The organism is Curtobacterium sp. BRD11 (assembly GCF_031844345.1).
Lineage (GTDB): Bacteria > Actinomycetota > Actinomycetes > Actinomycetales > Microbacteriaceae > Curtobacterium.
Map to the genome: position 1 here is coordinate 123362 of NZ_JAUZUZ010000005.1, position 21261 is coordinate 144622.

General features: G+C 72.0%; 19 protein-coding genes. 12 read left to right on the forward strand and 7 right to left on the reverse strand.

Annotation, left to right across the window (positions count from 1 at the left end; all coding sequences use genetic code 11):
• Positions 1–3: 3 nt before the first annotated feature.
• Genes Q9R28_RS12550 through Q9R28_RS12565 form a run of 4 tightly spaced genes read right to left on the reverse strand, consistent with a single transcriptional unit; the run spans position 4 to position 4392 of the window.
• Positions 4–1035 carry a Gfo/Idh/MocA family oxidoreductase gene (locus tag Q9R28_RS12550; RefSeq protein WP_311206248.1) on the reverse strand — a complete coding sequence of 344 codons (1032 nt, stop codon included), beginning with the start codon at positions 1033–1035 and terminating at the stop codon, positions 4–6.
• Positions 1032–2048: a Gfo/Idh/MocA family protein gene (locus tag Q9R28_RS12555; protein ID WP_066652184.1), complete on the reverse strand. Its 1017-nt coding sequence runs from the start codon at positions 2046–2048 to the stop codon at positions 1032–1034. The genes Q9R28_RS12550 and Q9R28_RS12555 overlap by 4 nt, the downstream gene beginning before the upstream one ends.
• The gene (locus Q9R28_RS12560) at positions 2045–3175 is read right to left on the reverse strand and encodes an ROK family protein (protein WP_251155366.1); all 1131 of its coding nucleotides are present in this window, start codon (positions 3173–3175) and stop codon (positions 2045–2047) included. Before Q9R28_RS12560 ends, Q9R28_RS12555 begins: the two co-directional genes overlap by 4 nt.
• Positions 3172–4392 carry an ROK family transcriptional regulator gene (locus Q9R28_RS12565; protein ID WP_066652175.1) on the reverse strand — a complete coding sequence of 407 codons (1221 nt, stop codon included), beginning with the start codon at positions 4390–4392 and terminating at the stop codon, positions 3172–3174. Before Q9R28_RS12565 ends, Q9R28_RS12560 begins: the two co-directional genes overlap by 4 nt.
• Positions 4393–4531: 139 nt before the next feature.
• On the opposite strand from Q9R28_RS12565, the gene Q9R28_RS12570 reads away from it, so the two are divergent.
• From Q9R28_RS12570 to Q9R28_RS12615, 10 genes are all read left to right on the forward strand, one after another.
• Positions 4532–5488, forward strand: a complete 957-nt coding sequence (locus Q9R28_RS12570; RefSeq protein ID WP_311206249.1) for a sugar ABC transporter permease — start codon at positions 4532–4534, stop codon at positions 5486–5488.
• A gap of 10 nt (positions 5489–5498) precedes the next feature.
• The gene (locus Q9R28_RS12575) at positions 5499–6401 is read left to right on the forward strand and encodes a carbohydrate ABC transporter permease (protein WP_209684009.1); all 903 of its coding nucleotides are present in this window, start codon (positions 5499–5501) and stop codon (positions 6399–6401) included.
• A gap of 94 nt (positions 6402–6495) precedes the next feature.
• A complete protein-coding gene (locus Q9R28_RS12580) occupies positions 6496–7803 on the forward strand; it encodes an ABC transporter substrate-binding protein (protein ID WP_311206250.1) in 1308 nt (435 codons plus the stop codon).
• 132 nt (positions 7804–7935) lie between these two features.
• Complete coding sequence (locus tag Q9R28_RS12585; protein ID WP_066652169.1) at positions 7936–8781, forward strand: DUF4097 family beta strand repeat-containing protein; 846 nt, start codon at positions 7936–7938, stop codon at positions 8779–8781.
• A complete protein-coding gene (locus Q9R28_RS12590) occupies positions 8778–9359 on the forward strand; it encodes a PadR family transcriptional regulator (RefSeq protein ID WP_066652167.1) in 582 nt (193 codons plus the stop codon). The genes Q9R28_RS12585 and Q9R28_RS12590 overlap by 4 nt, the downstream gene beginning before the upstream one ends.
• A 128-nt stretch (positions 9360–9487) precedes the next feature.
• A complete protein-coding gene (locus tag Q9R28_RS12595; protein WP_271826255.1) occupies positions 9488–11737 on the forward strand; it encodes an APC family permease in 2250 nt (749 codons plus the stop codon).
• Positions 11738–11750: 13 nt separating this feature from the next.
• A complete protein-coding gene (locus Q9R28_RS12600) occupies positions 11751–12506 on the forward strand; it encodes a hypothetical protein (protein WP_311206251.1) in 756 nt (251 codons plus the stop codon).
• 107 nt (positions 12507–12613) lie between these two features.
• Positions 12614–12880 carry a DUF3072 domain-containing protein gene (locus Q9R28_RS12605; RefSeq protein ID WP_066652161.1) on the forward strand — a complete coding sequence of 89 codons (267 nt, stop codon included), beginning with the start codon at positions 12614–12616 and terminating at the stop codon, positions 12878–12880.
• Positions 12881–13051: 171 nt separating this feature from the next.
• Positions 13052–13492, forward strand: a complete 441-nt coding sequence (locus tag Q9R28_RS12610) for a DoxX family protein (RefSeq protein ID WP_251160994.1) — start codon at positions 13052–13054, stop codon at positions 13490–13492.
• Positions 13493–13661: 169 nt separating this feature from the next.
• Positions 13662–13883 (forward strand): DUF3073 domain-containing protein, encoded by a 222-nt coding sequence (locus tag Q9R28_RS12615; protein WP_066652157.1) that lies wholly within the window; start codon positions 13662–13664, stop codon positions 13881–13883.
• 673 nt (positions 13884–14556) lie between these two features.
• Here the strand turns inward: Q9R28_RS12615 and purM are convergent.
• Positions 14557–15657: a phosphoribosylformylglycinamidine cyclo-ligase gene (gene purM, locus Q9R28_RS12620; RefSeq protein ID WP_311206252.1), complete on the reverse strand. Its 1101-nt coding sequence runs from the start codon at positions 15655–15657 to the stop codon at positions 14557–14559.
• Between the two features lie 71 nt (positions 15658–15728).
• Here purM and purF point away from each other — a divergent pair, with 71 nt between their 5' ends.
• A complete protein-coding gene (gene purF, locus Q9R28_RS12625; protein ID WP_066652154.1) occupies positions 15729–17186 on the forward strand; it encodes an amidophosphoribosyltransferase in 1458 nt (485 codons plus the stop codon).
• Positions 17187–17273: 87 nt separating this feature from the next.
• Here the strand turns inward: purF and Q9R28_RS12630 are convergent, their stop codons facing one another.
• Complete coding sequence (locus Q9R28_RS12630) at positions 17274–17702, reverse strand: hypothetical protein (protein ID WP_251160996.1); 429 nt, start codon at positions 17700–17702, stop codon at positions 17274–17276.
• Positions 17703–17904: 202 nt separating this feature from the next.
• On the opposite strand from Q9R28_RS12630, the gene Q9R28_RS12635 reads away from it, so the two are divergent.
• Positions 17905–20496 carry a LuxR C-terminal-related transcriptional regulator gene (locus Q9R28_RS12635; protein ID WP_311206253.1) on the forward strand — a complete coding sequence of 864 codons (2592 nt, stop codon included), beginning with the start codon at positions 17905–17907 and terminating at the stop codon, positions 20494–20496.
• Between the two features lie 346 nt (positions 20497–20842).
• Here Q9R28_RS12635 and Q9R28_RS12640 read toward each other — a convergent pair whose 3' ends face one another.
• Complete coding sequence (locus Q9R28_RS12640; protein WP_066657743.1) at positions 20843–21205, reverse strand: sterol carrier family protein; 363 nt, start codon at positions 21203–21205, stop codon at positions 20843–20845.
• Between the last annotated feature and the right edge of the window lie 56 nt (positions 21206–21261).

Below are 21261 nucleotides of genomic sequence, written 5' to 3' on the forward strand. Positions count from 1 at the left end.
GGGTCAGACGGACCGCACCCGCACCGTCTCGCCGGTCGCGGCCGACTCCTGCGCTGCCAGCACGATCGCCAGGGTGCGCAGTCCCACGGCCGCGTCGGGCTGGGGCTGCTCGCCGGAGCGCACCGCGGCGACGAACGTGTCGAGCATCGCGGCGTCGAAGTCCGGCCCGTAGGGCAGGACGACCGACCGGCCGCTCGCGGCGTCGAGCCCGCGGACGCTGGGCCGGAAGAAGTCGACGTCCACCGATCCCTCGGTCCCGACGACGGTGAGGGCCAGCCCACCCCACGTCGGCGAGGTGTCCGGACGGCTCCACGAGCAGTCGATCGCCGCGATCGTGCCGTCGGCGTAGGTGATGGTGACCAGACCGGCGGTCTCGGCCTGCGCGCGCGACGCGTGCAGCACCCGGTTCGTGACCGCCGTGACGGTCTCGGCCGGCGTGCCGTCCAGGAGCTCGTCGAGCAGGTCCGCGATGTGCACGACGTGGTCGACGATCGCGCCGCCGCCGGACAGTCCGGGTTCCGTGAACCACGAGCGGGTCAGCGGCAGCATGCCGTTGTTGGCACCGCGGACCGAGAACACCTCGCCGAGGCGGCCGGACCGCTTCGTCGCGGCGAGCCGGGCGAAGGTGCTCGCGAAGCGGACCGGGAAGGCGACCATGAGCAGCACGCCGGCGGCCTCGGCGGCGGCGCGCATCGCGAGCCCGTCCTCCCACGTCGTGGCGAGCGGCTTCTCGCACAGCACGTGGGCCCCGGCGGCGGCGGCCTGTTCGACCAGGGCACGGTGCCGGGCGTTCTCGCTCGTGACCACCACGGCGTCGACCCCGCTCGCCAGCAGCTCCTCGACGGTGTCGACGTACGCGACCCCGAGGGCGTCGGCGAGTGCACGACCGCGCAGGTCGACCAGGTCGGTGCCCGTCGAGGTGCCGTCCGGGTCGGTGCCGACGACCTCGACGTCGGGCATCGCCTGCAGCGCGGACAGGTAGGACAGGGCGTGCGTGTGCGCGAAGGACAGCACGCCGATGCGCAGGGCGGTCACGCCGTCGCCCCCTCGTGCGTCCCGGCCGCCGGGGCGGGCTCGAGGTCGACGGGCTGCCCCGTCGCGACCGACCGCAGCGCGGCGTTGACGATGCGGACCGCGGTGGCGCCGTCCTCGGCGGACACGCGGGGCACCACGCCGCCACGGAAGGCCCCGAGGTACTCGCGGATCTCGAGGAAGTACGGGTCCTCGGCGGGGTCGAGCTCGGGCAGGTCGCCGCCGACCCCGGCTTCGTCGAGGAGCTCCGCCGTGTAGTTCCGCTCGGCGCGGGAGTCGTGCGACAGGGACCCGAGGGTGCCGGTCGCCGAGAACTCGGTGACGAACGGCAGGTGCGCCGGCCCCCAGATGCCCGCGACGTGGCTGATCGCCCCGGACGCGTGGGTGAGCAGCACGTGCGCCGCCTCGACCGGGTGGTCGACGGTGCCCTTGCGGACGTGCACCGCGCTGACCCGGACGACGTCGCCGGCGATCCACCGTGCGATGTCCAGGTCGTGGATCATCTGGTCCATGATGATGCCGCCCGAGAGCTCGGGGTCGGCGAACCAGGCGGAGCGGGTCGGGAACGCACCCGAGCGGACGAACCGCAGGACGGCCAGTTCGCCGAGCTGCCCGGCCTCGACCGCGGCCTTGAGACGGACGTACTCGGGGAAGTAGCGGACCACGTGTGCCGGGTAGAGCTGGCGACCGGCCTCGTGCGCGAGCCGGACCAGGTCGTCGGCGTCCGCGTCGGTGCGGGCGAGCGGCTTCTCGCTGATGACGTCCTTGCCGGCGGCGAGCGCCGCGCGCACGACCTCGGCGTGGGCGTACGTGGGGACGACGACGTCCACCACGTCGACGCGGGCGAGGAGTTCGTCGAGCGAGTCGACCACCTCGCCGCCGTGTGCTGCGACGAGGTCCTCGGCGCCGACCTCGGAGAAGACGACGACGTCCCCGATCCGGAGCAGGTTCGGCAGGTGCGCGTGGGCGATCACCCCCGCGCCGACGAGGCCGATCCGGAGTCGCTGAGCGGTCATGGGGTCCTCCTGGTTCGTGGTGGTGCGGTGTCCGTGGTGGGTTCGGCGCCGTGGGCAGCGGTGGTGGCGGCAGGCGGCGCAGGGGCCGACTGCGCTGCGGTCGACTGCGCTGCGGTCGACTGCGCAGCGGTGCGGGCGAGCAGGGCTGCTCCCGCCAGGCCGGCACCGGCGCCCGCGAGGGACTGCTCGATGCGGGGCGCGGGACGCCAGCCGAGCCGCGCGTCCACCGCGGTGCGCAGCGGGGCGAGCAGGCGTTCCCCGGACTCGCCGAGTCCGCCGCCGACGACGACCACCGCCGGATCGAGCACGGCGGACAGGATCGCGATCCCGGCGGCGAGCGCGTCGACCGCGTCGGCCCAGACCGCGGCGGCCACGGGGTCGGTGTCCACGGCGGCGACGATCTCCTCGGTCGCGCCGTCGATCGTACCGCCGGCCGCGCGGTAGCGCCGTCGGATGTTCCGTGCGGAGGCGTACACCTCGACGCACCCGCGCTGCCCGCACGTGCAGGGCTCGCCGCCCGGTCGGACGCACACGTGTCCGACCTCGCCGGCACCTCCGGCTGCCCCGACCACCAGGCGCCCGTCGACGACCAGGCTCGCGGAGACGCCGGTCCCGATCGGGATGAAGACCAGCTCGGCGACGTCCCGGCCCGCCGCGGTGCGTGCTGCGATCTCAGCCGTCGCGGCAGCGCGGGCGTCGTGCGCGACGGCGACGGGGACGCCGTACCGGTCGCGCAGGAGTCCGGCGAGGGGCAGGTCGTGCCAGTCGAGGTTGACCGCGACGACCACCGTCCCGGTCTCGGCGTCGACGACCCCGGGCGTGCAGAGACCGATGGCGGCGAGCGGGTGCCCGGCGGCGGCGGCTGCTGCGGCGAGTCGGTCGACGACGGCGGTGACGGCGGCGAGCGCCGGACCGCCCACGGCGGCGTCCGTGGCCGCCGCGTGCGCGTCGGTCGCCGCGTGCGCGTCGGTCGCCGCGACCGGCGCCAGGGTGGGGACGACCGCGCGGTCGAGGACGACGTCACCGACCCGGACCATCCCCTTGACGGTGGTGCCGCCGACGTCGACGGCGACGACCGCGCCCGATGCCTCCCGGCCGCCGTGCGAGCCCGTGCCCGCGGCGCTCATGCCGTCCGCTCCGTCGCCGCGCGGGCGAGTTCGTCGACGCGTGCCGGTGCGAGCACCTCGTCGATCGCGAGCACCGTCGCCCCGCGGATGCCGGCGTCGCGCGGGGACGAGCTCGCCCGGACGTCGAGGGCGTCCGCGACCATCGGCAGGCACGACCGGTAGAGCTCCCCGCGGATCGTCGCGACCAGGACGGACGACGCCGACATCGCCCCCGCCAGCACGACCTCGCTCGGGTTGCAGAAGTTCACGATGCCGGAGAGCACGCGGCCGATGTGCTCCCCCGCCCGGCGGAGCTCGTCGAGGACGACCGCGTCGCCCTGCGCCGCGAGCGCGAGCACGTCGCTCGTCCCGCCGACCTGCCGTCCGCCCGCGCGCAGCCGCGCCACGATCGCTCCCCCGGACGCCACCGACTCGAGGCAGTCCGGCACGCCGCAGGTGCAGCCGATCGCGGCCTGGCCGTCGACCGGGGTGTGGCTGATCTCGCCGGCGGCACCGCTCACCCCGCGGTGCAGGCGCCCGTCGAGCAGCACCCCCGAGCCGATGCGGGTGCCGAGCTTCACCGCGACGAGCGTGCCCGTGCGGTCGGGGCCCGGACGCTCGGCCAGGGCGATGAGGTTCGCGTCGTTCTCCACGAGGACGGGGGCGTCGGTGTGCTCGGCGAAGAGCTCGGGCAGCACGGCACCGTGCCACGACGGCTCGAACGACGGGGTCGCGATGCTGCCGCCCGGGTACGACACGGGCGCGGGGACGCTGATCGCGGCGCCGCGGAAGCGGGTCGTGTCGAGGCCGGCGTCGCGGGCGAGCTCGACGAACCGGTCCCACAGCGCGGCGACCGACGCCCGCGGTCCTGCGGCGACGGGCACCGTCGCGGCGCCGTGCTCGAGGGCGTCGGTGTCGGCGACGATCCGGCCGGCCAGGTCGGTGAGCACGATGCGCACGTGGTGGGCGCCGAGGTCGGCCGCGGCGACGAAGCCGGCGTCCGCCACGAGTTCGAGCCGCCGGGCACGCCTGCCGCCGCGGGACCCCTCGGCGCCGCTCTCGCGCACGAGCCCGAGCGCGGTCAGTGCGTCGACCCGGGCCGAGGCCGTGGACGGTGCGAGTCCGGTGCTCCTGGCGATGCTCGAGCGCGAGGTCGTGTCCGAGACGCGGATCAGTCGGAGGACGTCCCCGACGGACCCGGGGTTCCGGTCCATGTCCTGGAAGTGCTGCTCGTGCATGCCGACACTGTAGCGACGAAACGGTCGATTATCGAACGAAGTCGTTGCAGATTCGACTGTTTACTTTTGGTGATCGAACGGTAATCTGCTCGAAACAGCCGATTCCTAGCGTTCAACGACGAGCCAAGAGGAGGTCCGCATGACGAGTGCGGTTGAGAACCCGGCCCGGGTGCGTGTCCCCGGTCGACGGTCGTCCACTGCGGACGCGAGCCGGATGGAACGACGCGAGGGCCGAGCGGGCTACGTGCTCATCGCCCCGACGACGGTGCTGCTGGCGCTGTTCTACCTGTACCCACTGGCGCAGACCGTCTTCTACTCGTTCACCGACTGGAACCCCGCGTCCGGCGAGACGAACGGCTTCGTCGGCCTGTCGAACTTCACCGGGCTGTTCCAGGACGGCGAGTTCGTCCGGGCGGCCGGCAACACCGCACTGTACGTGGTGGTCGTGGTGCCGATCACGATGGCCCTCGGGCTGTTCTTCGCGGCACTGCTGGCGCAGCCGTTCCGCGGTCGCGGCGTCTACCGGGCACTGCTCTTCGTGCCGTACATCGCCCCGATCGTCGGCAGCGCGCTGATCTTCAGCTTCATCCTGTCGCCGCTCGGTGGTCTGGTGAACGGCGTGGTCACCGCGCTCGGTGCTCCCCCGATCGGCTTCCTGACGTCCGAGCCGTGGGCCCTGGTCTCGGTGATCGTGTTCTCGATCTGGCAGGGCGTCGGCTACACGATGATCATCTACTCGGCCGCGCTCACGAACATCCCGACGTCCTACATGGAGGCCGCGACGCTCGACGGCGCCGGTCCGATCCGCCGCTTCTTCCGGATCTCGCTCCCCCTGGTGGCCCCGACCACGGGCTTCCTCGCGATCACCGGCGTGATCGGCGCGCTGCAGGTCTTCACGCAGGTCTACGTCCTGACCCAGGGCGGCCCGATCAACTCGAGCGAGACGATCCTCTACTACATCTACAACCAGGGCTTCGTGTTCTTCCACGGTGGCTCGGCCAGCGCTGCCGCCGTGCTCCTGCTCATCGTCGGCATCCTCGTCGCGGTCGTCCAGCTGCGGGTCATCAACCGCCGCGATCCCGTCGAGCTGAACTAGGACCGCCACCGTGACCCAGATCACCTCCCGCACCCTCCCGGCGGACGCACACCGCGCCTCCCGTCCGCACCGCAGCCGCCCGTTCGGCGTGCTGTTCCGCAAGCACTCACCCGCCGTCCTGCGGCACGTCATCCTGCTCGTCGCGGTCGTGCTGTTCTTCGGCCCGTTCCTCTGGATGCTGCTGACGAGCTTCAAGTCCTCGGAGGAGGCACTCGCCTTCCCGCCGACCTTCCTGCCGCGGCAGTGGGAGCTGTCGAACTACACCGACATCTTCACCGTCGCCCCCTTCGGGCTGTACTTCTTCAACTCGACGGTCGTGGCGATCGCGACCACCCTCGGGCAGATCGTGACGAGCCTGGCTGCGGGCTTCGCGTTCTCGCGCCTGAAGTTCCCCGGCAAGAACATCGTGTTCGTCGTCCTGCTCGCCGCGCTCCTCGTGCCGTTCGAGGTCGTGTTCACGCCGCTCATCACCCTGCTGTCGTCGCTGCACTGGCTGAACAGCTACCAGGGCCTCATCGTCCCGAACATCCCGTCGATCCTCGGCACCTTCCTCTTCCGGCAGTTCTTCACGTCGTTCCCGAGCGAGATCGAGGACGCCAGCCGGGTGGACGGTGCCGGGGTGTGGCGGCGGATGTGGTCCGTCGTGACGCCGATGGCGACCCCGATGATCGGGTCCTTCGCGGTCCTGTCGTTCGTCTACAACTGGAACAACTTCTTCTTCCAGTTCCTCGTGGCGTCGCGGACCGAGTTCTTCACCGTCTCCGTCGGCCTCACGCAGCTGCAGTCCGCGAACGCGAGCCAGAGCTTCAACCTGCTGATGGCCGGCTCGACGCTGGCGATCCTGCCGGTCTTCATCGTCTTCATCATCTTCCAGAAGCAGATCGTGTCGGCCATGGCCGGCGGACTCCGCTGATCCCGCACCGCCCCTCGCTCCACTCCTCCTCATCACCCTCCGCTCCACGCGGAGGCACCCTTCGCTCCACCCGAAGTCCGAGAAAGGACGACTCATGCGCAAGCGACTGCTCGGCGCCACGGCCCTCGCCGTGGGTGCCGCACTGGCCCTGTCCGGGTGTTCCGGCGGCTCCGTCACCGGCAACTCCGGCGGCAGCGGCGGCAAGACCACGATCACGGTCTGGCACAACTACACGGGGCCGCAGGCCACCGAGGTGAAGAAGCTCATCGACGAGTACAACTCCTCGCAGGACGAGATCGACGTCCAGCCCCAGTACGCGGCCTCGTCCGACCAGTTCGACGCGAAGCTCATCAACGCGCTGAAGAACGACACCGGTCCCGACATGGTGCTCGGCGACAGCACCCCGCAGCAGACCGGCGAGGTGATCCAGACCGGCAAGGTCCTGCCGCTCGAGGACCACCTGTCGAGCGGTGACGTCACGAAGGACAGCTTCACCGAGGGCATGCTCTCGACCGGCGAGTTCGACGGCAAGCAGTACACGCTGCCGACCGACATCGGCGACTACGCCGTCGTCTACAACAAGGAGATGTTCAAGGCCGCGGGCATCACCGACACCCCGACGACGTGGTCGGAGTTCCAGGACGACGCGAAGAAGCTCACCAAGGGCACGACCCAGTACGGCGCCTACCTGCCGATCGGCACCGGTGAGTGGCCGGTCTTCACCTGGCAGTCGATGCTCTGGGGTGCCGGCGGCGACTTCCTCAACGAGGACAACACCAAGGTCGAGTTCAACAGCGACGCGGGCGTGAAGGCCCTCACCGCGTGGACGGACATGCTGCAGGACGGCTCGGCCTACCCGCAGTCGCTCCTGACCACCTCGACGAACGGCGCCGTCCCCGCGCTCACGTCGAAGAAGGCCGCGATGGCGATCACCGGCGCGTACGACCTGTCGACCATCGACAGCACGCTCGGCAAGGAGAACGTCGGCGTCTTCCCGCTCCCGGGCATCGACGAGCCGGCGATGAACCTCGGCACGAACAACTCGTACATCATCGAGACGACGACCGCGAAGCAGGACGCCTCGTGGAAGTTCCTGCAGTGGTGGCTCAGCCCGAACACCCAGGCGAAGTGGGACATCGCGACCGGCCTGCTCCCCGCGAACCAGGCCACGGCGGACAACGCGACGTGGAAGCAGTACCTGGACGAGAACCCGCGCCTCAAGGCCTTCGCCGACGAGCTCGAGTACGCCAAGGCCCGTCCGTCGATCACCGCGTACGGCGAGGTGAGCGCGGCGCTGTCGACGCAGCTGCAGTCCGCGATGCTGCTGAAGACCAGCCCGAAGGAGGCCCTCGACGCGGCGGCGGAGAAGGCACAGGCGGCGCTGGACGACGCCGCGAAGTAGGCCCGCTCCGCAGGACGGCCCCGCTCCCCACCGGGAGCGGGGCCGTCCTGCATCCTGGCCTGGTGACAACGGGTCACTCGCGATGTACCGTGACTCCACACACGCGATACATCGCGAGTTCGAGGAGGCAACATGGCCCAGGAGAAGTGGCTCGTCGAGGAGCCCAAGGTGATCGACACCGGCATCGTCCGCGCCCTGCGCGTCGGGCTCGCCGGTGGGCAGGTCGACGTCGTGGCCCACGACGAACCGACCGCCCGGGTGGAGGTGCACGGCGTGTCCGGCAAGCCGCTCAAGATCGAGCTGGACGGCGACACGCTCACCATCGACCACCCGCAGGTCCGGTGGGACGACCCGCTCGGCTTCCTCAGGTCGTTCCGCGGTCGCGCCACCGCCGACGTCAGCGTGCTGGTCCCCCGCGACGCACGGGTCACGGTCGGCGTCGTCTCCGCGGGGGCGCTGCTCTCCGGCACGAACCGCGGCGCCTCGGTGAACACCGTCTCGGGCGACGTCGTCGTCGACGGGCTCGCGGGCGACCTCGCCGTGCACGCCGTCTCCGGGGCGACCACGGTCCGCGACCTCGACGGCGCACTGACGGTCCGCACCGTGTCGGGCGACGTCGTGGCGACGGGCGCGATCCCGCGCCTCACGGCCGACGGGGTGAACGCCGACGTGGTGCTCGACCTGCAGGGCACCCCGGACGCCGCACGCATCAACACCGTGTCCGGTTCGGTGAGCGTCCGGCTCGAGGACGGCGTCCCCTACCGCTGCACCGTCAGCACCGCGTCCGGCAAGCTGCAGTTCGACGACTCCGAGATCCGCGGCGTCCGCGGCTCGTACGTCAAGCAGGGCGGCGAGCTGAGCGGGCAGTGGCTCGACCTCAAGGTCAACTCGGTCTCGGGCGACGTCGCGGTCCTGCACGCCCCGCCCGCCCCGGCCGCCCCGACGGACGCCCCGACCGGCGCGGAGGCGTCCGAATGAGCCCCGTCTTCGCGCACGGTCACCTGCGCCTGTCACTGCTCGCCATGCTCGCCGACCGCCCCATGCACGGCTACGAGCTCATCCAGGCCCTCGGCGAGCGCTTCGGCGGCGCGTACGTCCCGAGCGCCGGCACCGTGTACCCGCGGCTCGCCAAGCTCGAGTCCGAGGGGCTCGTCACCAAGACCGTCGACGGCCGCAAGACCGTGTACGCGATCACCGACGCCGGCCGTGCCGAGCTCGACGCCCGCGCCGAGGAGCTCGCCGCGGTCGAGTCCGGGGTCGCCGACTCGGTGCGGTCCCTGGCCGACGGCGTCCGCGCCTCGGTCGGCGAGGCCATGCGCTCGCTCCGAGCGGACCTCGCTGCGAGCGCCCAGGCCCCGCGCGGTCAGACCGCCGACGAGCCCGTCGACGTCCCGACGGAGGGCGCCCGCGCCCTCCGCGAGGTCGAGATGGCGATCGCCGCGTTCCGGCAGCAGGTCCGGGCGGACCTGCGTCGCCGCGCGACGCGCGGGACGCTCACCGAGGACACGGTGACGCGCCTGCGGGACGGCCTGGAGGCCCTGCGCCGCTCCGTCTGACGGCCGCCGGCGGACGGGTGGTGGCGAGCCGCGCCTCCCGTCCGCTGCCCGTCGGCGTGCGTCCGGCGCACGGCCGTCGCCGCCTGTCCGTTCCCACAGTGTTGACTCGGGCGCGCAACTGAGTAGGTTTGCCGCTCGTGACGAACGAGATCCGGTCGCTCAAGGCGCGACTGATCGGCGATCCCCTGCCCTCCGAGAAGCTCGAGGGACAGCTCCTCCCGAAGCACCTGGCGCTGCCGATCTTCGCGAGCGACCCGCTGTCGAGCGTGGCGTACGCCCCGCAGGAGCTCCTCATGATCCTGCTGCTCGGCGGGATGGCGTTCCTGACCTTCGCCCCGTGGGTCGCGGCCGTGGTGGTGCTGCTGCTCGTCGTGGTGGTCGCGTCCTACCGGCAGCTCGTCAAGGCCTACCCGTCCGGCGGTGGCGACTACGAGGTCGCCCACCGGAACCTCGGCGAGAAGGCCGGCCTCGTCGTGGCGAGCGCGCTGCTCGTCGACTACGTCATGACGGTCGCCGTGTCGGTGGCCTCGGGCGTGGACAACATCATCTCGGCCCTGCCGGGACTCGACCCGTTCCGCGTCGAGCTCGCGGTCGCCTTCGTCGTGCTGCTCGCCGGGGTGAACCTGCGCGGCGTCCGCGAGTCGAGCAAGGCGTTCGCGGTGCCGACCTACCTGTTCGTCGGCTCGGTGTTCGTCATGGTCGTCACCGGCCTGGTCCGCACCGCCCTCGGCAACGCCCCCGTCGCCGAGTCCGCCGCGTACACGATCGACAACGTCGAGCACACGACGCAGGCGGCCTTCGTGCTGCTGCTCCTGCGCGCGTTCGCGTCCGGCTGCTCGGCCCTGACCGGTGTCGAGGCGATCGCGAACGGCGTGCAGGCCTTCCGTCGCCCGAAGATCCGCAACGCCCAGACGACACTGGTGCTCATGGGCTCGATCGCGATCGTGCTGTTCGTCGGGCTCATCACGCTCGCGCTCGTCTCGCACGTGCACTACGCCGAGCGCGCGTGCGACCTGCAGGGCTTCACCGCGTGCGCGACCACACCGCAGCGCTCGCTCATCGCGCAGATCGCCGCCGCGACCTTCGGGGGCGGCAGCGTGCTGTTCTTCGTCGTCCAGGCGACGACGGCCGCGGTCCTGCTCCTCGCCGCGAACACGGCCTTCAACGGCTTCCCGCTGCTCGGCTCGATCCTGGCGCGGGACTCCTACGCGCCGAAGGCCCTGTCGACCCGCGGCGACCGCCTCATCTACTCGAACGGCGTCATCGTGCTCGCGCTCGTCGCGGTCGCGCTGCTCGTGGTCTACCGCGCGAACGTCACGAGCCTCATCCAGCTGTACATCATCGGCGTCTTCGTGTCGTTCACGCTCGGCCAGACCGGCATGGTCCGGCACTGGCTGCGCCTGCTGCGCTCGGACCGCGACGGCAGCGCGGACGAGCCCGTCGACCGCGGACAGGTGTGGCGCTCGCTGACGATCAACGCGATCGGCGCGACCTCCACCTTCGTCGTGCTCGTCGTCGTCACCATCACGAAGTTCACGCACGGCGCCTGGCTCGTGTTCGTGATCATGCCCGTGCTGTTCGTCCTCATGCTCGGCGTGAACCGGTACTACCGCGACGTCTCGCACGAGGTCGAGGCGGACGTCGACACGCAGTTCGGCGCGACCGGCGACCACGCGATCGTCCTCGTCAACACACTCCAGAAGCCGGTGCTCAAGGCGATCGACTACGCCATCGCGGCACAGCACGCCGGACTCGAGGCGGTGCACGTCGCGATCGACGACGCCGAGGCCCGCCGGCTGCAGGAGCAGTGGGTCGAGCACGGGATCGAGGTCCCGCTCACCGTCGTGCCGAGTCCCTACCGCGACATCTCGATGCCGCTCATCCGGTACATCAAGGCGCACCGGGCCGAGCACGGGTCCGAGGTCGTCACCGTCTACACGCCGGTCTTCGTCGTCGGGCACTGGTGGGAGACCCTGCTGCACAACCACCGCGGGCGCCGGATCCGCAAGAAGCTCCTGCTGGTGCACGGGGTGACCGTGGCCCTGGTGCCGTGGCTGCTCGACTCGTCGGAACTGCTCTACGGGCGACGCTCCCGTCCGCTGCCGGGGCAGGAACGCCGCGGTGAGCCGGTCCGGCCGGCACTCCGCCGCTCGCCGCAGGGCGTGTCCCACCACGACGCGCAGGAGGACCGTCTGCTCCGGTCCGTCCAGCGGAACAGCCTGCAGCCGGTGGGGTCGCCGGTGCAGCGCGACGGCCTGCAGCCGCGGCGGGCGTCGCGTCCCGCCGGTCCCGCGGAGGGCGTCGACCCGACCCAGTGCACGGGCGAGGTGCACCTCCTCGTCGCCACACCTGCACGCCGTGACGGCGGCCGGTCGTAGCATCGTCGGCGACATGACGATCTCCGACCTGCGCACCTTCGCGACCTTCGACGGCCACGGCGGCAAGGTGTCGAAGCGCGTCGAGGTGCTCGACCACGAACCACCGGTGGCCGGGCCGTACGCCGGACTCGTCGCCGTGCGCGGTGAGCACCCGCTCGGAGCCCTCGACGAACGCCCCGCCGACGACCGCGCCGACCTCGCCCGCGGGGTCGCCAGCATCGGCTGGGTCGACCCGGCCACGCTCCGCGACTGGTACCGACCGGACCGCGTCGTGGTCACGCGGCTCGAGGCACGCCGCTCCGGGCTCGAGCCGGGGCTCTACGCCGACTCGCGTGGCCGCGGTCGCGTGCGGATCGACGGCCTGGAGGGACTGCTCGCCCCCGACGGTCGGCCCGCCTTCCGTGCACTGGCCGGTCCGGTCGACGCCCCGGTGGTCGACGTCCCCCTGCCCACCGACCAGGCGGTGCGCCTGGTCGCCGTGCGCGCCGTCGAGGGTGGTCTCGAGGTCGTGACCACCCCGGTCTCGCCGTTCCTCTCCCCCGGTCGGTACGCCGCGTACGACGCCGACGTGGTCGGGCTGCCGCCCCGGGCGTCCACCGGGCAGGTGTCCGTGCGGGCGGCGGTGCTCATCGACGGGTCGTTGCACGAGGTCGTCCGGATCGACGAGCGGGCGGCGACGATCTGGATCGAGCAGGGCGGCGACGAGGTGCCGATCGCGACGAGCGGCGTCGGACCGGACCTGGTGCGCTACACGGCGACGCCGGTCTGAGCGCCGCCGTCCGCCTGGTCGGGAGCCCGGTCCGCGTGCCGGCGCACGTCCCCTGGGGGACGCCCTCGCTGCGTGTCGTGTCCGGCGTCGCGCGTAGGTTCAGCGCCATGACCGACGCAGCAGACCAGACCCCCGACGAGTCGCACCAGGGCGAGACCCTGGGCGGCGAGCGTCCCGACCCCTCGACGACCGCGAGCAAGGACCCGGAGCAGTGGGTGACCGGCGACGAGCCCATGACCGGACCACAGCGCAGCTACCTCGACACCCTCGCCCGCGAGGCCGGCGAGGAGCTCCCCGCGGACCTCAGCAAGGCCGAGGCGTCCGAGCACATCGACCGCCTGCAGCAGCAGACCGGGCGCGGCGCGGACTCCTGACGCGACACCCTGTCGCCCGACGCCGGTCCCCGCTGTGGTGGACCGGCGTCGGTCGTTCCTGAGCGTCGGTCCCCGATTCGGCGGACCGACGTCTGGGTGACCCCTGGCCGAGTGCGGACAATCCCCCGAGGGCCTCGGGTCGATGACACGTCACCGCATAGCGTCGTCGCCATGCGAACGACATCGACCTCCATCGGCCTGACCGCGCTCCGCATCGTCCTCGGCGTGGTGTTCACCGCGCACGGCGCCCAGAAGTTCGCGCAGGGGATCCCCGGCGTCGCGCAGGGCTTCTCGGGCATGGGCGTCCCGCTCGCCGAGGTCGCGGCACCCCTCGTCGCCGGCCTCGAGCTCGTCGGCGGGATCCTGCTCGTGGTCGGCGTCGCGACTCGGGTCGTCGGACTGCTGCTCGCGGTCGACATGGTCGTCGCGGGCCTGCTCGCCCACGCGACCGCGGGGTTCTTCGCCCAGGACGGCGGCTTCGAGTACGTGCTCGTGCTCGCCGTCGCCTCGCTCGCGATCGCCCTGACCGGGCCCGGGCAGTTCTCGCTCGACGCCCTCGTCCTGCGCTCGGCACGGCGGAAGCGGGGCGTGCCGGAGCCGCTCGCGGCGTGAGCCCTGGTCACCTCTCCGACCGGCCGACGGGGGACGCCGATGGGCAGGTGGGGAACGGGGTACATGGTAGAGTGATCGGCAGATTTCAAACCACGAACCGTTCGGTTCCCCGGGTGGCAACCATGCACCCGCCAGGACCGGACCAGAGCCGATCACGAGGGGGTCACGCATGGGGCGCGGCCGTCAGAAGGCAAAGCACACCAAGGTCGCCCGGGAGCTGAAGTACTTCAGTCCGGACACGAACTACGGTGCGCTCGAGCGAGAGCTCTCCGCCGGGCAACACTCGGACGAGAACTCCTACGTCGACCGCTGGGCTGACCAGTACGGTGAGGAACCGGGCGACGACGAGGACGAGTTCGAGCCCCAGCAGGACCAGGACAAGTCCGCCTGACCCGGACCGTCGACGCCGCGCACCCTCCGGGGTCGCGCGGCGTCGTCGTGTGCGCGGGCTCCGGCGGTCGGCGGGCACGTCCAGCTCGCTGGGCTCGAGCCCTGGTCGCACGACTTGCCGCTCACCTTCGACATGAGCGGCAGTTCGCGCGACCCGAACGATCGCACGCGGCAGGTCGTGCGACCAGGACGGCCGCGCCGGCACCGGTGGAACATCGCCGACGCCGGCCCGAGCGGGTCGACCTCGCCGCACCACCGCACGCGGCGGCGAGCTTCGGTCGCACGACTTGCCGCTCACCTTCGACATGAGCGGCAGTTCGCGCGACCGGAACGACCGCACGCGGCAGGTCGTGCGACCAGGACGGCCGCGCCGGCACCGGTGGCACATCGCCGACGCCGTCAGCTCGGCGCAGACGGTGACGCCGCGCGACCGCACGCGGCGGCGAGCTTCGGTCGCAGGACTTGCCGCTCACCTTCGACATGAGCGGCAGTTCGCGCAACCGGAACGACCGCACGCGGCAGGTCGTGCAACCAGGACGGCCGCGCCGGCACCGGTGGAACATCGCCGACGCCGTCAGCTCGGCGCAGACGGTGACGCCGCGCGACCGCACGACGCCGTCAGCTCGGCGCGACCGCACGACGCCGCGCGGCCGACGAGGTCGGGGCGGTGCGCCTCAGCCCGCGTAGGAACCGACGAGTCGGACCGCTCCCCCGTCGACGCCCTTGGCACCCTGCTCGAACCCGTCCAGGTCCCGCGCCGAGGTCGACACCGTGCCGACCGTCCACGCGGGCAGCCCCGCGGCCCGCAGGTCGTCGAGCACCGCCGATGCCGAGGACGCCGCGACGACCGCGAACATCCCGATGCCGAGGTTCCAGGTGCCCTCGGTGTCCTCCACCGGTGTCCCCGCCATGTCCGCGAGCACCCGGAACACCGTCGGGGGCGTCCACGTCGAGCGCTCGACCTCGACCCAGGTGCCGACGGGCAGCACCCGCGCCAGGTTCGCGGCGATGCCACCACCGGTGACGTGGGACAGCGAGTGGACGACGCCGGGTCGGGCGTCGAGCAGGTCGAGCAGCGGCGCGGTGTACAGCCGTGTGGGCTCGAGCAGGGCCTCGCCCACCGAGACCCCCGCGCCGAACTCCGGCAGCTGGTCGGTGTAGCCGATGCCCTTGCCCGACAGGATGTGCCGGACGAGCGAGTACCCGTTCGAGTGCAGCCCGGAGGACTCGATCGCCACGACGACGTCGCCGTCCTCGACGAGGTGCGCGCCGAGCTGGCGTCCGGCCTCGACGACACCGGTCGCGGCACCCGCCACGTCGTAGTCGTCCGGCCCGAGCAGCCCCGGGTGCTCCGCCGTCTCGCCGCCGACCAGGGCGGTCCCGGTCGCCGAGCAGCCGCGGGCGATGCCGGCGACGATGTCGGCGATGCGGTTCGGCACGACCCGGCCGCAGGCGATGTAGTCCGTCATGAAGAGCGGCTTCGCGCCCACCACGACGATGTCGTCGACGACCATGCCGACGAGGTCCTGGCCGATCGTGTCGTGCTTGTCGATCGCCTGCGCGATGGCGACCTTGGTGCCGACGCCGTCGGTCGAGGTCGCGAGCAGCGGACGCTCGTAGTCCTTGAGGAACGAGACGTCGTAGAGCCCGGCGAACCCGCCGACACCACCGAGCACCGATGGGTTGTGGGTCGCCGAGACGGCGGACTTCATGAGTTCGACGGCCAGGTCACCGGCGGCGGTGTCGACACCGGCGGCAGCGTACGGGTTCGGCATGCGTGGTCCTCCGCGGAGCATGGCAGACTTGTTCGGTACCACCCGATCCTACGGTCTGGAGCACTCCGCGAATGTGCGGCATCGTCGGCCTCGTTGCGCAGGGGCCCGTCAACCAATCCATCTACGACGCCCTGCTGCTCCTGCAGCACCGGGGCCAGGACTCGACCGGCATCGCCACGGTCGAGGGTCGCGTCCACCACATGCACAAGACGCGTGGGCACGTCCGTGAGGCATTCCGCACCCGCGACATGCGTGCCCTGCTCGGCACGATGGGGCTCGGACACGTCCGGTACGCCACGAAGGGCGTCGCGAGCAACGAGGAAGAGGCCCAGCCGTTCTACGTGAACGCGCCCTACGGCATCGTGCTCGTGCACAACGGCAACCTGACGAACACCCGCGAGCTCACCCGCGAGCTGTTCGACATCGACCGCCGTCACCTCAACACGACGAGCGACACCGAGCTGTTGGTCAACGTCCTGGCGCACGAGCTCCAGGGCCAGGTCCGCGGCAGCGAGCTCGACGCCGGTCAGGTGTTCGACGCGGTCGAGCGCGTGCACGAGCGCGTCGAGGGCTCCTACGCCACGATCGCCACGATCGCCGGGCACGGCCTGCTGGCGTTCCGCGACCCGTACGGCATCCGACCGCTGATCCTCGGCCACAAGTTCGACGAGGCCGGGCAGCCGGAGTGGGTCGTCGCGAGCGAATCCCTCGTGCTCGAGTCCGGCGGCTACGAGGTCGTCCGCGACATCGCTCCGGGCGAGGCCGTGTTCATCGAGATGAACGGCCAGATGCACGCCCGCCAGTGCGCGAAGGACCCGCGCCTGGTGCCGTGCTCGTTCGAGTACGTCTACCTCGCGCGTCCCGACTCCGTCATGAACGGCATCTCGGTGTACGACGCCCGCCTCCGTCTCGGCAACCGCCTGGCCGACACGATCGCGCAGTACGCCCCGACCGGGGACATCGACGTGGTCATGCCGATCCCGGACTCGTCCCGACCCGCGGCCATGCAGGTCGCGCAGAAGCTCGGCATCGACTACCGCGAGGGCTTCTTCAAGAACCGCTACGTCGGCCGCACGTTCATCATGCCCGGGCAGGCGGAGCGCAAGCGTTCGGTGCGCCAGAAGCTCAACGCGATGTCGTCCGAGTTCAAGGGCAAGAACATCCTGATCGTCGACGACTCGATCGTCCGCGGCACCACGAGCCGCGAGATCGTCGAGATGGCACGAGCAGCCGGTGCGAACGAGGTCACGTTCACGAGCGCCGCTCCCCCGGTCCGGTACCCGCACGTGTACGGCATCAACATGCCGACCCGCGCCGAGCTGATCGCGCACGACCGGAAGATCCCGGAGATCAACCGCGTGCTCGGCAGCGACCACCTCATCTACCAGGAGGTCGCGGACATGCGTGACGCGATCATCGAGGGCTCGGACGTCACCGACCTCGAGATGAGCTGCTTCACCGGTGAGTACGTCACCGGCACGGTGAGCCCGGAGTACCTGTCGTGGGTGGAGGCGAACCAGCTCAGCTGAGTCGCGTCGCCACGGCGACCACGGAACGGACGGGAGGCTCCCCACCAGCTGGTGGGGAGCCTCCCGTCCGTCGTGCGGTGCAGACCGTCAGTGGTCGGTACGTTCCGCGGGTCCGCCCGCGTCACCGTGCTCCTCGACCTCGCCGTCGACGGTCTCCTCGGCCGGCTCGACCTCGACGCGCTCCGCCGTCAGGCGGGCGGCGCGGCGGGCGAACACGCGGTCGAGGACGATCGCCACGACGGCCCCGACGAAGGCGCCGATCGTGACACCCCAGAGCGAGAAGTAGCCGACCAGCGTGCCGAAGTCGGCGTCCTGCTGGTCGCCGCGGTCGATGTCCATGGTGAGCGTCACGACCAGCAGGGTCGCGAGGAAGCCGAGCACCGCGCCGCCGACGATGAACACGCCGAACTTCGGTGCGCGGCGGATGGTGACCTCGTCCGCCGAGCTGACGGCGCTCGGAGCCGGCGTCGCGGCCGGCGCTGCCGGGCGGTCTTCGGGTCGGTCGGTGTCGCTCACCCGACCATTGTCCCCCACTGTGGGACGTCCGTCGGCCTGTTGCGCGTCGACCGATCCGGGGCATGATGTCCCTACCGGTCGGTATCCACGGAACGCAGTCCGTCGGACACCGACCACCCGGTCGAGGACGATGTCGGAGCCCGGGAACGGGATCCGTGAGCCGGGGGGAGCAGGCGGACGACCAGGAACGGGAGGTGACGGGGTGCGCGAACAGTCCGTCCGTGGGCGTCGCCGCCCCCGCACGCCCGGACGCGTCCCGTGGCCGATCGTGCAGCGTCGCGAGGAGGACCGCGCGGTCTCCGTCGTCGCCGAGCACCGCTGGAGCGTCGCGATCGTCGGCGCACCGGGGCTCGGCAAGACCTCCACCGCCGCCCGCGTCACCGACCGCGTCGCCCGCCGTGACCCCACCGGTCGCACGGTCGTCGTGCCGATCACCGCGGTCGAAGCCGGTCGCTCGATGCCGTTCGGCGCCGTGGCGGACCGCTTCGGTGAGCTGCCGGCGGCCCTGGCGGACCTGGTCGACGACGCCTCGGCCGCACGCCGACTGCGCGAGACCGACGACCTGGCCGACCGCGACGTCGTGCTGCGCGTCGACGACGCCGACCACCTCGACGCCATCTCGGCTCGGTACGTCGCCTGGCTCGTCCGCGACCAGGGTGCGCGGCTCGTGCTGACGTGCCGCGACTTCACCGCACTGTCGGAGCCGCTCCGCGCACTGTGGCAGGACGACCTGCTCGAGCGCATCGACCTCGCCCCGCTCGACCTGCACGAGACCGGCGAGGTCGTCGCACAGGCACTCGGCGCGCAGCTCGAGACCGCCTCGACCGAGCGCGTGCACCGGGCGACCGCCGGCAACCCGCTGTACCTGCGCGAGGTCGTCCGCGCGGCACTGACGTCCGGGGCGCTCGACCAGACCGCGACGGGCTGGTACTGGCGCGGCCGGGTCACCGCGTCGAACAGCCTGGCGGACATGTACCGCACCGAGCTCGGCGCGCTGCCCGAGGACCTCCGTGACGTCGTCGACATCGTCGCGCTCGCCGACCCGATCCCGCTCGTCCGACTGCTCGGGATGGTGTCCGGCGGCGATGTCGACCGGGTCGTCGCGCTGGGCCTGGTCGCCGTCGACTCCGCCGAGGACGGCACGAGCATCGTCCGGTCGTCCCACCCGCTCGTGGGCGAGGTCGTCCGTGGCCTCGTGCCGGTCGCGCGGCGCACGGCACTGTTCGCGCGCGCCAACGCCTTCCGGACCGCCCGGCCGGAGGGAGCGCCGCCCGCCGCCCGGCTCCGCGCCGCGCTCTGGTCGCTCGAGTGCGGAGTGCTGCCGTCGGTCGGCCAGCTCATCGACGCCACCCAGGTCGCCGTCCGGCTGCAGGAGCACGAGAGCGCCGTCGCCCTGGCCTCGGCCGCACTGCGCACCGCGCTCACGGCCACCGAGCGGGTCACCGCCCTCTGCCTGCGGTCCATCGCGCACTCGTACAGCACGGGTCGTGAGGCCGGTCGCGCCGACGCGGAGGCCGCGTGGGACCTCGCCAGGAAGCGCGCCGGCGAGATCGACGACGCCGTCGTGGTCGAGGCGTGCGAGACCCTGGCGAACATCCGGCAGTTCCACGACGACGACGTCGACGCCGCCGTGGCGCTCTCCGAGGCCCTCGCACCCCTCGTCGGTCCGGAGACGGCCGAGCACGTCCGGCTGCTCCGACTGGCCCACCTGGGTTGGGGCGGTCGGTTCGCCGAGGTCCGGGCGGAGATCGAGCGGTCGCGCATCCTCCAGCAGCCGACCGTGCCCGTGTCGCTCCTGTGCCTCGCGCCGTGCGTCACCATGGCACTCGCGACCGAGGGCCGGCTCGAGGAGGCCGCCGCGTTCGCGCGTCGGGCGATCGCCACCGCCGTCGAGCACGTCGAGGCTGCCCCGTGGGGCGTCGGCGAGAACGTCTCGGTGCTGCACCAGGTGCAGGTCTGGCGCGGGGACATGGCCGACCTGGTCACCGAGATCCCGGTCCGACGCGGGAGCCCGTTCCTGAAGTACGACTTCACGCTCGAGCTCATCGGCCTGGGCAACCACGCGATCGGCCAGCGACGGTGGGACGACGCGATCGCCGCGTTCTCGGCGGCGTGCGAGCGCTACGACGTGGCCGACCACGGCGGGTTCGCGGCCTACCCCTGGGCACGACTGGCCATGGCGTACGCGTACGCCGGCGACACCGAGCGCGCAGCGGCGGCACTCGAGCGCGCCCGCACCACACCGGGCCGCGCGATGCGGATCACCGGCGAGCAGGTGGCGGTGTCGATCGCCTGGACCGAGACGGTGCTCGGCAACCCGGCCGGACTCCGACACGCGGACGAGATCATCGAGCGCAGCACCCGTGACGGGTCGTGGCTGCACGTGATGTACGCGGTGACGCAGCACTACACGCACGACATGACGTCCGGGCGGGACACCACCGCGTCGCTCGCCCGCATGCGCGAAGCCGCAGCGCGCGTCGACGGTCCCCTCGCCCGCGCGGTCGTCGAGTACGCGGACGCCGAGCTCGCCGGCGACCGGACGCGGGTCGTGGCGGCGCAGGGGGTCCTCGCCGCGCACGGGATGGCCGTGTCGGCCGGTCGGGTCCGCCCACCGCTGACGAACCGGGAGTACGAGGTCGCGGAACTCGCGGCGCAGGGCCTGAGCAACCGGCGGATCGCGGAGACGCTGAGCCTCAGCGTGCGGACGATCGACGCGCACATGTCGCGGATCTTCGCGAAGTGGGACGTGCACGCGCGGTCGGAGCTGGTGGAGCTGCTCGGCGCCCGCTGACCACGCGTCGGCGTCCTGATGGTCGTCCGGCGGCGTCCTGAACCGCCTCGGAAGCTGACGCAGGGTCAGGAAAGGTCCCCGATGGGACCGCGATCGTTGCGGCTTGCAGCACGACTCGCCGTACCGGTTGACAACGAAGGCAGCATGTCGCGTACCTTGAACCCTGTCGCCGGGTTCGGACCCGTTCGGGTCGGGTCCGAATCCCGGCGACTTCGACGTTACGCGGGTGGTCCTGTCGGTCACATCGGTAGGACCTACCTAAGTCGGTGAGCCAGGCTGTACGACCCGGCCGAGCGCCCCGGCTGCCGGGTCACCCGGCCGCGCGACCGCAGCGGCGCGACCGGCGTCAGACCGCGGTGCGGACCGGCAGGAACGCCGTCAGGTCGGCCCGGGACCCGGACGCACTGACCCGCGACGCCGCCAGGGCCTCGTCCCAGCGAAGCTCGCCCAGCGCCAGGGCCAGCCAGGTCGTGGCGTCGGTCTCCACCACGTTCGGCGGGGTCCCCCGCGTGTGCCGCGGACCGGGGACCGCCTGCACCGCGGCGAACGGCGGGACGCGGACCTCGACGCTGTTGCCGGGGACGTCGTCGGCCAGGCGCTGCAGGGTCCACCGCACCGCGGTCGCGACGTCCGACCGGACGGTCGAACCCGCGCGCACGGCGGCGAGCGCGGAGCGTCCTGCGGCGTCCTCGATCCTCTTCGGCGGCATGTCCACAGGCTAGCCGTCGCATCGCGGACGGCGTGTCGCGCTCGGTAGGCTTGCCG

Excerpts from the sequence above, each read along its gene's own strand:
- Q9R28_RS12555 (WP_066652184.1), bottom strand. The coding sequence starts at position 2,048 with ATGACCGCTCAGCGACTCCGGATCGGCCTCGTCGGCGCGGGGGTGATC.
- Q9R28_RS12560 (WP_251155366.1), bottom strand. The coding sequence starts at position 3,175 with ATGAGCGCCGCGGGCACGGGCTCGCACGGCGGCCGGGAGGCATCGGGC.
- Q9R28_RS12565 (WP_066652175.1), bottom strand. The coding sequence starts at position 4,392 with ATGCACGAGCAGCACTTCCAGGACATGGACCGGAACCCCGGGTCCGTC.
- Q9R28_RS12570 (WP_311206249.1), top strand. The coding sequence starts at position 4,532 with ATGACGAGTGCGGTTGAGAACCCGGCCCGGGTGCGTGTCCCCGGTCGA.
- Q9R28_RS12580 (WP_311206250.1), top strand. The coding sequence starts at position 6,496 with ATGCGCAAGCGACTGCTCGGCGCCACGGCCCTCGCCGTGGGTGCCGCA.
- Q9R28_RS12585 (WP_066652169.1), top strand. The coding sequence starts at position 7,936 with ATGGCCCAGGAGAAGTGGCTCGTCGAGGAGCCCAAGGTGATCGACACC.
- Q9R28_RS12590 (WP_066652167.1), top strand. The coding sequence starts at position 8,778 with ATGAGCCCCGTCTTCGCGCACGGTCACCTGCGCCTGTCACTGCTCGCC.
- Q9R28_RS12600 (WP_311206251.1), top strand. The coding sequence starts at position 11,751 with ATGACGATCTCCGACCTGCGCACCTTCGCGACCTTCGACGGCCACGGC.
- Q9R28_RS12605 (WP_066652161.1), top strand. The coding sequence starts at position 12,614 with ATGACCGACGCAGCAGACCAGACCCCCGACGAGTCGCACCAGGGCGAG.
- Q9R28_RS12610 (WP_251160994.1), top strand. The coding sequence starts at position 13,052 with ATGCGAACGACATCGACCTCCATCGGCCTGACCGCGCTCCGCATCGTC.
- Q9R28_RS12615 (WP_066652157.1), top strand. The coding sequence starts at position 13,662 with ATGGGGCGCGGCCGTCAGAAGGCAAAGCACACCAAGGTCGCCCGGGAG.
- purM (WP_311206252.1), bottom strand. The coding sequence starts at position 15,657 with ATGCCGAACCCGTACGCTGCCGCCGGTGTCGACACCGCCGCCGGTGAC.
- purF (WP_066652154.1), top strand. The coding sequence starts at position 15,729 with ATGTGCGGCATCGTCGGCCTCGTTGCGCAGGGGCCCGTCAACCAATCC.
- Q9R28_RS12640 (WP_066657743.1), bottom strand. The coding sequence starts at position 21,205 with ATGCCGCCGAAGAGGATCGAGGACGCCGCAGGACGCTCCGCGCTCGCC.